11 protein-coding genes and 1 tRNA gene are annotated in these 12118 nt (G+C 63.3%); 6 read left to right on the top strand and 6 right to left on the bottom strand.

Translation table 11 applies throughout. From position 1 onward, the window contains the following. Positions 1 to 64 precede the first annotated feature (64 nt). Positions 65 to 808: a lytic transglycosylase domain-containing protein gene (locus PI87_RS22325; protein WP_039599913.1), complete on the bottom strand. Its 744-nt coding sequence runs from the start codon at positions 806 to 808 to the stop codon at positions 65 to 67. A gap of 22 nt (positions 809 to 830) precedes the next feature. Next, positions 831 to 2555, bottom strand: coding sequence for a proline--tRNA ligase (locus PI87_RS22320; protein WP_039599912.1), 1725 nt, complete (start codon positions 2553 to 2555; stop codon positions 831 to 833). A gap of 229 nt (positions 2556 to 2784) precedes the next feature. Between PI87_RS22320 and PI87_RS22315 the strand changes: the two genes are divergently transcribed. After that, positions 2785 to 3495 carry an RNA pyrophosphohydrolase gene (locus tag PI87_RS22315; protein WP_039599911.1) on the top strand — a complete coding sequence of 237 codons (711 nt, stop codon included), beginning with the start codon at positions 2785 to 2787 and terminating at the stop codon, positions 3493 to 3495. Beyond that, positions 3492 to 4133: a CNP1-like family protein gene (locus PI87_RS22310; protein WP_039599910.1), complete on the top strand. Its 642-nt coding sequence runs from the start codon at positions 3492 to 3494 to the stop codon at positions 4131 to 4133. The genes PI87_RS22315 and PI87_RS22310 overlap by 4 nt, the downstream gene beginning before the upstream one ends. Before the next feature lie 92 nt (positions 4134 to 4225). On the opposite strand, the gene proB is transcribed toward PI87_RS22310, so the two are convergent. From proB to rplU, 4 genes are all read right to left on the bottom strand, one after another. Next, positions 4226 to 5350, bottom strand: a complete 1125-nt coding sequence (gene proB / locus PI87_RS22305; protein WP_198139607.1) for a glutamate 5-kinase — start codon at positions 5348 to 5350, stop codon at positions 4226 to 4228. A 39-nt stretch (positions 5351 to 5389) separates the two neighbouring features. Continuing rightward, positions 5390 to 6490 (bottom strand): GTPase ObgE, encoded by a 1101-nt coding sequence (gene obgE / locus PI87_RS22300; RefSeq protein WP_039599909.1) that lies wholly within the window; start codon positions 6488 to 6490, stop codon positions 5390 to 5392. 196 nt (positions 6491 to 6686) lie between these two features. After that, positions 6687 to 6947: a 50S ribosomal protein L27 gene (gene rpmA, locus PI87_RS22295; protein WP_004633021.1), complete on the bottom strand. Its 261-nt coding sequence runs from the start codon at positions 6945 to 6947 to the stop codon at positions 6687 to 6689. Between the two features lie 37 nt (positions 6948 to 6984). After that, positions 6985 to 7296 (bottom strand): 50S ribosomal protein L21, encoded by a 312-nt coding sequence (gene rplU / locus PI87_RS28750; RefSeq protein WP_004633023.1) that lies wholly within the window; start codon positions 7294 to 7296, stop codon positions 6985 to 6987. A gap of 349 nt (positions 7297 to 7645) precedes the next feature. On the opposite strand from rplU, the gene ispB reads away from it, so the two are divergent. The 4 genes from ispB (at position 7646) to pilB (ending at position 12117) form a co-directional block, all read left to right on the top strand. Then, positions 7646 to 8575, top strand: a complete 930-nt coding sequence (gene ispB, locus PI87_RS22285; protein ID WP_052321703.1) for an octaprenyl diphosphate synthase — start codon at positions 7646 to 7648, stop codon at positions 8573 to 8575. A 27-nt stretch (positions 8576 to 8602) separates the two neighbouring features. Further along, a tRNA-Pro gene (locus PI87_RS22280) sits at positions 8603 to 8679 on the top strand. Between the two features lie 163 nt (positions 8680 to 8842). Further along, the gene (locus PI87_RS22275) at positions 8843 to 10117 is read left to right on the top strand and encodes an HlyC/CorC family transporter (protein ID WP_039599907.1); all 1275 of its coding nucleotides are present in this window, start codon (positions 8843 to 8845) and stop codon (positions 10115 to 10117) included. Between the two features lie 272 nt (positions 10118 to 10389). Then, positions 10390 to 12117 (top strand): type IV-A pilus assembly ATPase PilB, encoded by a 1728-nt coding sequence (gene pilB / locus PI87_RS22270; protein ID WP_039599906.1) that lies wholly within the window; start codon positions 10390 to 10392, stop codon positions 12115 to 12117. Position 12118: the final 1 nt, after the last annotated feature.

Below are 12118 nucleotides of genomic sequence, written 5' to 3'. Positions count from 1 at the left end.
TGACGTGGATGCGGCGAACGAAAAAGATGGCCTTATTGTAGGCCGGCCACCGTGTAACGGCCGGTCAGGACCCGCCAGCAATCCGCAGCGGCGAGAACGGATTGCGCCCCGGCACATCCGGCAGCGCCTTGGCACGCGGCGGCGGCGCCTCGGCCGGCACCGGTGCCGATACAGTCAGTGCGCTCGACTCCTGATACTGCCAGCGCTTCCACGCCGCCAGCACCGCATTCGGATACTGCGGCTGGCCCCGGCTGCCGTTGTAGCGACCCAGCGCCAGATAAAGATTGCCGCCTTCGATGTCGAGATAATGGCGCAGGATCGTGCAGCCGTAGCGCAGGTTGCTCTGCAGGTGGAAGAGCTTGCGCGTGTCCTTGTCGCCAATGCTGCGCGTCCAGAACGGCATCACCTGCATCAGGCCCATCGCGCCCGCGCTGCTCATGGCGTACTTGCGGAAGCCGCTTTCCACCTGGATCAGCCCCAGCACCAGCGCCGGGTCCAACCCCGCGCGCTTGGCCTCGTAGTACGCCGTTTCGATCAACTCAACGCGGACCGACGCCTGCGGAATCTTGCCCGACATGCGCACCGACATCTCCGCCAGCCAGCGCAGGTAGCCGAGCTGCTCGTCGTTGTTGGCGAACACCGGACGCAGCGGGCGGCTGTCGGCCACGGCGGCAGACAGCGCGCTGCGCACGGAGTCCGCCAGGTATTCCTCTTTCTGGGCACCCGCCCACGCCGCCTGCGTGCCCGCGAGCAACGTCCCTGCGCACAGCGCAGTGGCGATCAGGCGGGCGGAGAACAAGCGGCGCATGCGGGTCAGTCCTGTGATTGCATTACTGCGCGAGACGCGCTTTCAGCGTGGCCAACACATCGGCCGGTGCCACGGCAGTGGCGGCTTCGTCGCGACGGCCCTGGAACTCCAGCTTGCCTTCCTTCAGCCCGCGGTCACCCACTACCACGCGGAACGGCACGCCGATCAGTTCCCAGTCGGCGAACATCGCGCCCGGGCGCTCGCCGCGGTCGTCCAGCATCACGTCGATGCCGGCGGCCACCAACTCGGCGTGCAGGCGATCGGCTTCTTCGCGCACAGCGTCGGAGCGGTCGTAACCCACCGGGCAGATCACCACCTGGAACGGTGCAATCGATGCCGGCCAGATGATCCCGCGCGCATCGTAGTTCTGCTCGATGGCCGCACCCAGAATGCGGGTGATGCCGATGCCATAGCAGCCCATCACCATCGGCTGGGTCTTGCCGTTTTCGTCGAGGAACGTGGCGCTCATCGCTTCAGAGTAGCGCGTGCCCAGCATAAAGACGTGGCCGACTTCGATGCCGCGGCAGATCGCCAGCGTGCCCTTGCCGTCCGGCGAGGCGTCGCCTTCCACCACGTTGCGCAGATCGTAGACCTCGGGCTCGGGCAGATCGCGGCCCCAGTTGGCGCCGGTGTAGTGGTAGTCCTCTTCATTGGCACCGACGACGAAGTCGCTCATGGCAGCCGCCGTGCGGTCGGCCACCACCTTGACCGGCTGCTTCGTGCCGATCGGGCCGAGGTAGCCCGGACGCGTGCCGAACGCGCGCAGGATTTCGCCTTCGGTGGCAAAGCGGAAATCGGCTAGGCCCGGCACCTTCGATGCCTTGACCTCGTTGAGTTCGTGATCGCCGCGCAACAGCAGCAGCCAGATCTGGGGCTCACCGCCCTCGACTTCCGTTGCCAACACGATGGACTTGATCGTGCGCTGCAGCGGAATGCCCAGTTGCTCGGCCACAGCCTCGCACTTGGCGCGGCCCGGCGTGTGCGTCTTGGTGAGCGCCTCGGCAGCCGCACCGCGCGGCGCGGCCGGTGCCAGGGCTTCAGCGGCCTCGATATTGGCGGCGTAGTCCGAATTCGGGCTGTAGACGATGGCGTCTTCGCCCGTGTCGGCGATCACGTGGAACTCATGCGAGCCCGACCCACCAATGGCGCCGTTGTCGGCCGCCACCGCGCGGAACTGCAGGCCGAAGCGCTGGAAGATACGCGTGTAGGCGTCGTACATCTTCTGGTACGAGACCTTCAGGCCTTCGGCGTCACGGTCGAAGGAGTACGCATCCTTCATGGTGAATTCGCGGCCGCGCATGATGCCGAAGCGCGGACGGCGCTCATCGCGGAACTTGGTCTGGATCTGGTAGAAGTTGACCGGCAGCTGCTTGTACGAGCGGATCTCGGTGCGGGCGATGTCGGTCACCACTTCTTCCGAGGTCGGCTGCATGACAAAGTCGCGCTCGTGGCGATCCTTGAAGCGCAGCAGCTCGTCGCCCATCTTGTCCCAGCGGCCGGTCTCCTGCCACAGCTCACCCGGCTGCACCACTGGCATCAGCACTTCCACCGCACCGGCGGCGTTCATTTCTTCGCGCACGATCTGCTCGACCTTACGGATGACGCGCAGACCCACGGGCATATACGTATAGAGACCCGCGCCGAGCTTCTTGATCATGCCGGCACGCATCATCAACTTGTGCGACACGATCTCCGCGTCGGCGGGCGCTTCCTTGAGCGTGGAAATGAAGAACTGGGACGCTTTCATGCGACTGACAATAAGAGATGGCGCGGCCATGCAAAGCCGCGAGAACAAGGGCAAAAGCCACCGGAATCAAGGGATAAAGCGAGGCGCCAGGCGCACATTCGCGCAGACGGCACCCCTCCCCCAGGAGGCGCGAGTGAGCGGCAACATTGCGGCATCCGGCCATCAGGACACAGAAGGACGATGCACCGCTCTATAATCGGCGTAATTCTAAAGTATTCGAGGTGCAGTCATGCTCGATCGTGAAGGCTTCCGCCCGAACGTCGGCATCATCCTCATCAACGCAAGAAACGAGGTGTTCTGGGGCAAGCGCATTGGCGAGCACTCCTGGCAGTTTCCACAAGGCGGCATCAAGTACGGCGAAACGCCCGAACAAGCGATGTTCCGCGAACTGCACGAAGAAGTCGGCCTGTTGCCAGAACACGTCCGGATCGTCGGTCGCACGCGCGACTGGCTGCGGTATGAGGTGCCGGACAAGTTCATCCGCCGCGAGATTCGCGGCCATTACCGGGGCCAGAAACAGATCTGGTTCCTGCTGCGCATGGTCGGTCGCGACTGTGACATCCAACTGCGCGCCACCGAGCATCCGGAATTCGATGCATGGCGGTGGAGCCAGTACTGGGTGCCGCTCGAAGCCGTGATCGAGTTCAAGCGCGAGGTGTATCAGCTGGCGCTGTCGGAGCTTTCCCGCTTCGTGCAGCGGCAGAATCGCGCGCCGCTGTCTCCGTATGGACGCGGCGGGCAGCACCGCGACCACCGGGCAGACAATCGCGGCGGCAACGAAAGCCACGACAACCGCCCAGGCGGCCAGAACGCGCGCGGCCCACGCCCTCAAACGGTGATGACCGTCACCACCACGACGGTCATCGTCGAGACGGTGACGACGTCGCAGCCGGCCTCATCCTCCAACCCTGACGACACTCCGTCCAAGGACAACTCGTGAATGTGAAGACGACGACACGCGGGGCGCGCCGCGCTCTCGTGCCGTTCGCGCTGGCGACTGCGCTGGCGCTGACGGCATGCGGCCACGCCCCCACCGGCAACATCGAAGACAAGCTGTTGATGGACCCGTTCAACGACAAGCCCTTCAAGGAAGACGCCGTCACCTTCCCCGCCCCGCCGGTCGATCGTGATGCGGTGCCGTTCGATTTGGGTGGCCGCAATGAATCGCCGCTGCGCTTTGCCATCGATCCGAAGTCGGTGTCGATCGGCACGGACAACGTAGTGCGCTACACCGTGCTGATCACCAGCACGACGGGCGCGCGCAACGTCAACTACGAGGGCATGCGCTGCGACACCGCCGAACGCCGCATCTACGCGACGCTGCGCAACGACACCAACCAGTGGATCGGCAACCGCGCCGTCGACATGAACGAAACCGCGAATGCGGAATCCTCAAGCATGAACGCGTACAAGCCTGCCACGGATTGGCAGCGTATCGGCAACGGCGGCCCGACGGACTATGGCTCCGCGCTGATGCGCTCGTACTTCTGCGATGTGCGGTCGGTGGCCGGGGATGGAAAGCCCGCGACGCTGGTACGCCGGCTGAAGGATTCGGGAAGAGGATTTACCGGGCCGTAAGAAATAACGGCTTGATCAGAGGGGATGACCGCTCGGTTCATCCCCTTATTTTTTGCTGTTGCTCATTGAGCCCTGGGGGCTCATACCAACAGTCAGAGCAGCACCAGGTTGTCGCGGTGTACCAGCTCGGCAGCGCTGACGTAGCCCAGCACCGCCTCAATCTCTGAAGACGCCTTGCGCGCAATCAGCCGAGCCTCGGCTGACGAGTAGTTCGTCAGCCCGCGTGCCACCTCGCGCCCAGCCGCATCTACGCAGGAGATCACCTCCCCGCGCGCGAACTCGCCCTGCACTTCGGTCACGCCAATCGGCAGCAACGACTTGCCGCCCGCGGTGAGCTTTTCCACCGCACCGGCGTCGAGCACGACACGACCGCGCAGTTGCAGATGGTCGATCATCCACTGCTTGCGGGCAGCCATGCGCCCGGTCTGCGCGCGCAGTTGCGTGCCGATGGCTTCACCGTTGGCCAGCCGCGCCAGCACGTCGGCCTCACGCCCCGAAGCGATGATGGTGTGCGCCCCCGATTTGGCCGCACGCTTGGCCGCGAGGATCTTGGTCAGCATGCCGCCCTTGCCAATGCTGGAACCCGCACCGCCAGCCATCTGCTCCAGGTCGGGCGTGCCGGCCTGCGCCTCGTCGACGAAGCGCGCGTCCGGGTCCTTGCGCGGGTCAGCCGTGTACAGGCCGCGCTGGTCGGTCAGGATGATCAGCGCGTCGCCTTCGATCAGGTTGGTGACAAGCGCGCCCAGCGTGTCGTTATCGCCAAACTTGATCTCATCGGTCACGACGGTGTCGTTCTCGTTGATGATCGGCACCACACCCAGGCTCAACAACGTGAGCAACGTCGAACGCGCATTGAGATAACGCTCGCGATCCGCCAAGTCGCCGTGCGTGAGCAGCACCTGCGCCGTGCGGATGCCGTGCCTCGCGAATTCGGACTCATATACCTGCGCCAGACCCATCTGCCCGACGGCGGCAGCGGCCTGCAGCTCGTGGATTTCCTTTGGGCGCTTGGTCCAGCCCAACCGCTGCATGCCCTCGGCGATGGCGCCGGAGCTCACCAGCACGACCTCCTTGCCGGCCGCACGTAGCGCCGCGATCTGCGCGGCCCAGCGGGCGATGGCGGCCTGATCCAGACCACGACCATCGTTGGTAACCAGGCTGGAACCAACCTTGACGACAAGGCGGCGCGCATCGGCAATCAGCGAACGCAAGGCCATGGTGGGCGAGTCTCCGAAGGATGTTGTTGGTGTTGTGGTTTATGCGTTGGCGCTGCCGTCGTGGTCGACGTTATGCAGCGTCGGGTCCAAGCGCTGATCAGGCGCGGCCGCCGCGGCTTCCTCTTCGGCACGCAGCTCGTCGAGGTACTCCTGAATCGCGTGGACCAGTGCCTGCGTACCGTCGTGCGTGAGCGCAGAAATACGGTGCACCGGGCCCTTCCACTTGAAGCGCTTCACGAAGTCGCGCGCGCGCGTTTCGCGCTCGTCCTCAGGCACCATGTCGAGCTTGTTGAGCACCAGCCAGCGCGGCTTGTCGTACAGCTCGGCGTCGTACTTCTTCAGCTCACCGACGATCGCCTTGGCTTCGGCCACGGGGTCGACGCTCTCGTCGAACGGGGCGAGGTCCACCACGTGCAGCAGCACGCGCGTACGTTGCAGGTGACGCAGGAACTGGTGACCCAGGCCCGCACCTTCAGCCGCACCCTCGATCAGCCCAGGAATGTCCGCCACCACGAACGACTTCGACGGGCCCGTGCGCACCACGCCCAGGTTCGGGTGCAGCGTCGTGAACGGGTAGTCGGCAATCTTCGGACGCGCGTTGGAAATGGCGGTGATCAGCGTCGACTTGCCTGCATTGGGCATACCGAGCAGGCCCACATCGGCCAGCACCTTCAGTTCGAGGCGCAGGTTGCGGCGCTCGCCGGCCTTGCCGTCGGTCTTCTGGCGCGGCGCGCGGTTGGTACTCGACTTGAAGTGGATGTTGCCCCAGCCGCCCTCGCCGCCCTGTGCCAGGCACAGGCGCTGGCCGTCGAGCGTCAGATCGGCGATCAGCTCTTCCGTGTCGGCGTCGTAGATGGCAGTGCCGACCGGCATGCGCAGGGTGATGTCTTCACCGGCGGCGCCATAGCAATCCGCGCCGCGGCCGTTTTCGCCATTGCGCGCGAGGTGCTTCTTGGCGAAGCGGTAGTCGATCAGGGTGTTGATGTTGCGGTCAGCAACCGCCCACACGCTGCCACCGCGCCCGCCGTCGCCGCCGTCCGGGCCGCCGAACGGGACGAATTTCTCGCGGCGCATCGAAGCGCTACCGTTGCCGCCGTCACCAGCGATCACTTCAATCCGGGCTTCGTCGATGAACTTCATGGAGGTCTCCGCCCGTGCGGCGTACGCACGGCAGGTAAAAAAGAATCGGCGCCACAAGCGCCATCGCTAACAGAACGCGCCTGGAAGAACACGCCAGGGACCAACGTAGCGCCTAGGATCAGGCGTCGCGTTTTGTTAGCGGCCAGAAACGAAAAAGCCCCGCACGGGTGCGGGGCCTTTGCACTACAAGGCTGAATCAGGCCGCCGGAACAACGTCGACGAACTGCTTCTTGCCTTCGCCGCGGTTGGCGAACTTCACGTGGCCATCGACCAGCGCGAAGAGGGTGTGGTCCTTGCCCATGCCCACGTTCACGCCAGCGTGCGTGCGGGTGCCGCGTTGGCGAACGATGATGCCGCCAGCGTTGATGGCTTGGCCACCGTACACCTTAACGCCCAGGCGCTTCGACTCGGAATCGCGGCCGTTCCGTGTGGAACCGCCGCCTTTTTTCTGTGCCATGACTGAACTCCTATCCGGTTACGTAGACGATGCAGCCTTAGGCCACGATCGAGTCGATACGCAACTCGGTGTAATTTTGACGATGCCCTTGGCGCTTTTGGTAGTGCTTACGACGGCGCATCTTGAAGATGTGCACTTTGTCGTGACGACCGTGGGAGATGACGGTGGCTTTGACGGCAGCACCGCTCACCAGAGGCGCACCAACTTTGAGTTGATCGCCAGCGCCCACTGCGAGCACCTGGTCAAGCGTGATTTCTGCGCCAACGTCCGCCGGTATCTGTTCTACTTTAAGTTTTTCGCCAGCAGCAACCTTGTATTGCTTACCGCCGGTTTTTACGACCGCGTACATTGTCGGACCTCGATAAAAGAACGTTAATTCTTGAACTAAACGTGACTCTTGTGCCACCCACCACCTGCCTGCGCAGACAGCGGACACAGAGAACTCGCAACTATACAAGAAAAACCCAAACAAATCAAAGGCTAATCGTGCGCTGGGTGTGCTGTATCCGCACAACGGCCTGCCGCGCCATTCGCCAGCCACCGCAGGGGCGGGCGAACCGCGCGCTTGCTCTATAATCTGGCGGTTTTTGCGCCGCATCGATCGTGCGCAAGCAAACTATCCGTCACACCGCCTTCCGCCGGAAATCGCCTTGACCCAGACCTCCGCCTCCGTCCTGCTCGCCCCTGTCGCTGAAGACATGCGCGCCGTCGATGCCGTGATCCGCCGCCGCCTCGGCTCGGAGGTGGTGCTGATCAACCAGATCGGCGAATACATCATCAGCGCCGGCGGCAAACGCCTGCGCCCAGTGATCCTGTTGCTGGTGGCCAATGCGCTAGGCTACAAGGGTGAGCATCACCACGAACTGGCTGCCGTGGTTGAGTTCATCCACACCGCCACGCTGCTGCACGACGACGTGGTCGACGAATCCGACCTGCGCCGCGGCCGCAAGACCGCCAACGCCGTGTTCGGCAACGCCGCTAGCGTGCTGGTGGGCGACTTCCTGTATTCGCGCGCCTTCCAGATGATGGTGCAAGCCAACAGCATGCGCATCATGCAGATCCTGGCCGACGCCACCAACATCATCTCCGAGGGCGAGGTTCTGCAACTGTTGAACATGCACGACCCCGACGTGACGGAAGAGCGTTACCTGCAGGTGATCCGCTACAAGACCGCCAAGCTGTTTGAAGCCGCTGCGCAGATCGGCGCGGTGCTCTCAGGCGCGGATGCCGCCACCGAAGAAGCCGCTGCTGAGTACGGCCGCCGCATCGGCACCGCCTTCCAGATCGTGGACGACCTGCTCGACTACACCGCCACCGCTGACCAGATGGGCAAAAATGCGGGCGACGACCTGCGCGAAGGCAAGCCGACGCTGCCGCTTATCTATCTGCTGCGTAACGGCACGGAAGAACAACGCACGCTGGTGCGCCAGGCAATCGAGCAAGGCGGCACGGAACATTTCGACGCCATCTTCGCGGCCATCCAGGCTTCCGGCGCACTGGAATACACGCGTCAGGCCGCCGAGCGCGAGGCCGCTGCAGCCGAGAGTGCAGCAAATGCATTACCCCCTTCCCTTTTCCGTCAGACGCTGATAGACTTGTGTGCTTTCTCGCTGCAACGTCAGTCCTGACCAGCACGAGAGATTGCGAAGAAGCATCGGGGTGTAGCTTAGCCTGGTAGAGCGCTACGTTCGGGACGTAGAGGCCGGAGGTTCGAATCCTCTCACCCCGACCAGAAATTCCCTTGTCGATCAAGGACATCAAGCCCAGCGATTGCTGGGCTTTTTTGTTTCTGAAGCGCGTCTGTAACAACGGCATGCGCGCAGCCGCCCCGCCCGCATTGGCGCGACAAACCCCTCTGCTATAGTGGCCGCTTTGCCGCTCCCCCTTCTCCCGCCTTGGACTCTTGGCCACTCTGGGCACAAATCGGCGCCGTCGTGCTGCTGTTGTGCTGCTCCGCCTTCTTCTCGATTTCCGAAACCGCGATGATGGCGCTCAACCGCCATCGCCTGCGCCATCTTGCCAAGTCCAACATCTCGGGCGCGCGCAATACGCAGCAATTGCTCGGCCAGACCGACAAGCTGCTCTCGTTCATCCTGATCGGCAACAGCCTGATCAATACCGCCGTGCCGGTGCTGATCACCACCCTTGCCATCCACTACTTCGGCAATAGCGGGACGACGCTGTCAATCGCCACGGCGGCGGTCGCCTTCCTCATCATCATCTTCTGCGAGATCGCACCCAAGATCGTCGGGGCGACGTACCCGGAGCGCATTGCGTTTCCGGCAAGCTTTGTCATTGCGCCGCTGCTGAAGATCACGATGCCGCTGGTGGCTGTGGTCAACGCGTTTGCCATGGGCGTGCTGCGCCTGGTGCGCATCAACACGAAAGCTGCGCCGGAGCAGCGCATGTCCACCGAGGAGTTACGCACGCTGGTGCTGGAGTCTGGCAACTTCATCCCGCACAAGCACCGCAGCATCCTGCTCAACCTGTTCGACCTCGACGCCATCACCGTGGACGATGTGATGACACCGCGCGCGCGGGTGGAGTCACTCGATCTGTCGCGCCCGATCGACGAGGTGATTCAGCAGCTCGAGACCTGCTATCACAACAAGCTGCCCGTGTTTGAGCAGGACAGCGACCAGGTAATCGGCATTCTGCATGTACGCAAGGTGCTGTCGCTGCTGGGCGACACCGAGCTCACACATGACGATTTCCGTGCACTCCTGGTGCAACCGTACTTCGTGCCGAGCGGCACGCCGGTGTTCCGCCAGCTACAGTATTTTCAGGAGAACCGCCGCCGCATCGGCCTGATCGTCAACGAATACGGCGACATGCTGGGGCTGGTGACGCTGGAAGACATCATCGAAGAGATGATCGGTGAATTCACCACCACGCTGCCGAATGCCGGCAAGCTGGCCTGGGACGCCGAGGGCGCCTATCTTGCGGATGCAGGCATGTCGCTGCGCGATTTGAACCGGCGCCTGGGCCTGACCTTGCCGACCGATGGCCCGAAGACGCTCAACGGGCTGGTACTGGAAGTGCTGGAGGAGATTCCCGAGGCGACGGTCAGCGTAAAGATTGCCGGGTGCGTGATGGATATCGTGCAGATGGACAGCCAGTCGATCCGTACCGTGCGACTGCACCGGCCAGCCGCCCCTAAGCGTAGCTGAGGCCACTCTCTAGACAGAAACCCGGCCGAAAACTTCAGCCCGAGCGGTTTTCTGCCGATGTGGCACAAATGCAAGCTGCACGCTGGAGGCTGTTGCCGATGTGCGCTTTACAAATCCAGAGGCGGTCGGCAAACTGCCCCGGTTCCGGGCACCACCCCCCACGAATGGGTGGGGTACCGGCTGCAAACATAGAACAACTCGCCTTGGGGGGCGGGCACACACTCAAGGCAGTGGGGCCGAGTGTGTGCTGAAATGGTCAGCCAGACGGACTCATGACACTCGGACTCGCTCTAGCACAGAGCCGGCGGATCGCGCCGACGCTACTCACCCAGTTGGAACAGAGCGCGCGCGAAAAGCGCACGCAGCTGATCGACGAGCTGGTGGGCAGCGGGATCATGAGTGCGCACGATCTGGCCGTGTTCGTGGCCGGCAAGTACCAGATGCCGCTGCTGGACCTGGCCCAGTACAAGCTCGACACCGTGCCAGCCGTACTGACGGCCAATAAGCACTTCGCGCAACTGCGGCTGCTGCCGCTGGGCCGCCGCGACAACCGCCTGATCCTGGCCACGTCCGACCCGAGCGACCCGAAGCCGATCGAAGAGCTGCGTCAGAAGATGAACGTGGCGATCGAAACGGTGATCGTCGAGCACGACAAGCTGGTGCGCCAGTTGAGCCTGGCCAACGAGGCGCCGGCCGAGATCAAGTCGCTCTTCCCCATGCAAGAAGCGACGCAGATCGAGTACGACGCAGGCGCCGCTGCGGCAACGCGACGCACCAACACAGACGGCATCGACGATGCTCCCGTGGTGCGCTTCCTGCAGAAGCTCTTCACCGAAGCCCTGCTGCGCGGCGCATCGGACTTGCACTTCGAGCCGTTTGAAACGTTTTACCGCGTGCGTTTCCGCATCGACGGCATCCTGGCGCAGGTTGCACAGCCGCCGCTGGATATCCGCGACAAGATCGCCACCCGCATCAAGGTGCTCTCGCGCCTGGACATCTCGGAAAAACGCGTGCCGCAAGACGGCCGCATGAAGCTGCTCATCACCGTCCCGAAAGACAAGAAGGACAAGGACAACAAAGAGACGATCGAGCGCGCCATCGACTTCCGGGTGTCGACGCTGCCGACGCTGTTCGGCGAGAAGATCGTGATCCGGATTTTGGAGTCGTCCACCGAGCGACTCGACATCGACCAGCTCGGCTACGAGCCCGAGCAGAAGCAGCTGCTGCTCGACGTGATCAAGCGTCCCTACGGGATGGTGCTGGTGACGGGCCCGACCGGCTCGGGCAAGACGGTGTCGCTGTACACCTTCCTGAACAAGCTGAACCAGGGCGACATCAACATTTCCACCGCCGAAGACCCGGCGGAAATCCAGTTGCCCGGTATCAACCAGGTCAACGTGAACGACAAGGCAGGGCTGACCTTTGCGGCGGCACTCAAGTCGTTCCTGCGTCAGGACCCGGACATCATCATGGTGGGCGAAATCCGGGATCTGGAAACGGCGGACATCTCGATCAAGGCCGCGCAGACCGGTCACTTGGTGTTCTCCACGCTGCACACCAACGACGCGCCGACCACGCTGACCCGTCTGATGAACATGGGTGTGGCACCGTTCAACATCGCGTCGTCGGTGCTGATGATCACGGCGCAACGTCTGGCGCGCCGGCTGTGTAAGGAATGCAAGAAACCCGGTCCGCTGCCCAAGGAAACGCTGCTCGACGCCGGCTTCACGGAAGCCGATCTCGACGGTTCTTGGCAGCCGTATCACCCGGTCGGCTGCGAAACCTGCAACGGCAGCGGCTACAAGGGCCGCGCCGGTATCTACCAGGTCATGCCGATTACCGAGGCAATCCAGGAAATCATCCTCACGCACGGCACCGCGCTGCAGATTGCCGAACAGGCACGCAAGGACGGCGTCCTGTCACTGCGCGAATCGGGCCTGCGGAAAGTGAAACAGGGGCTGACTTCCCTAGAGGAAGTGCTGGCCACGACGAACCAATAAC

The sequence above is a fragment of the Ralstonia sp. A12 genome, from assembly GCF_000801955.1.
Classification (GTDB): domain Bacteria; phylum Pseudomonadota; class Gammaproteobacteria; order Burkholderiales; family Burkholderiaceae; genus Ralstonia.
The sequence above is the reverse complement of the archived record's forward strand: the minus strand, read 5'-3'. Positions and strand labels throughout refer to the sequence as shown.

Excerpts from the sequence above, each read along its gene's own strand:
- pilB (WP_039599906.1), top strand. The coding sequence starts at position 10,390 with ATGACACTCGGACTCGCTCTAGCACAGAGCCGGCGGATCGCGCCGACG.
- obgE (WP_039599909.1), bottom strand. The coding sequence starts at position 6,490 with ATGAAGTTCATCGACGAAGCCCGGATTGAAGTGATCGCTGGTGACGGC.
- PI87_RS22315 (WP_039599911.1), top strand. The coding sequence starts at position 2,785 with ATGCTCGATCGTGAAGGCTTCCGCCCGAACGTCGGCATCATCCTCATC.
- PI87_RS22320 (WP_039599912.1), bottom strand. The coding sequence starts at position 2,555 with ATGAAAGCGTCCCAGTTCTTCATTTCCACGCTCAAGGAAGCGCCCGCC.
- rplU (WP_004633023.1), bottom strand. The coding sequence starts at position 7,296 with ATGTACGCGGTCGTAAAAACCGGCGGTAAGCAATACAAGGTTGCTGCT.
- rpmA (WP_004633021.1), bottom strand. The coding sequence starts at position 6,947 with ATGGCACAGAAAAAAGGCGGCGGTTCCACACGGAACGGCCGCGATTCC.
- PI87_RS22325 (WP_039599913.1), bottom strand. The coding sequence starts at position 808 with ATGCGCCGCTTGTTCTCCGCCCGCCTGATCGCCACTGCGCTGTGCGCA.
- proB (WP_198139607.1), bottom strand. The coding sequence starts at position 5,350 with ATGGCCTTGCGTTCGCTGATTGCCGATGCGCGCCGCCTTGTCGTCAAG.
- ispB (WP_052321703.1), top strand. The coding sequence starts at position 7,646 with ATGCGCGCCGTCGATGCCGTGATCCGCCGCCGCCTCGGCTCGGAGGTG.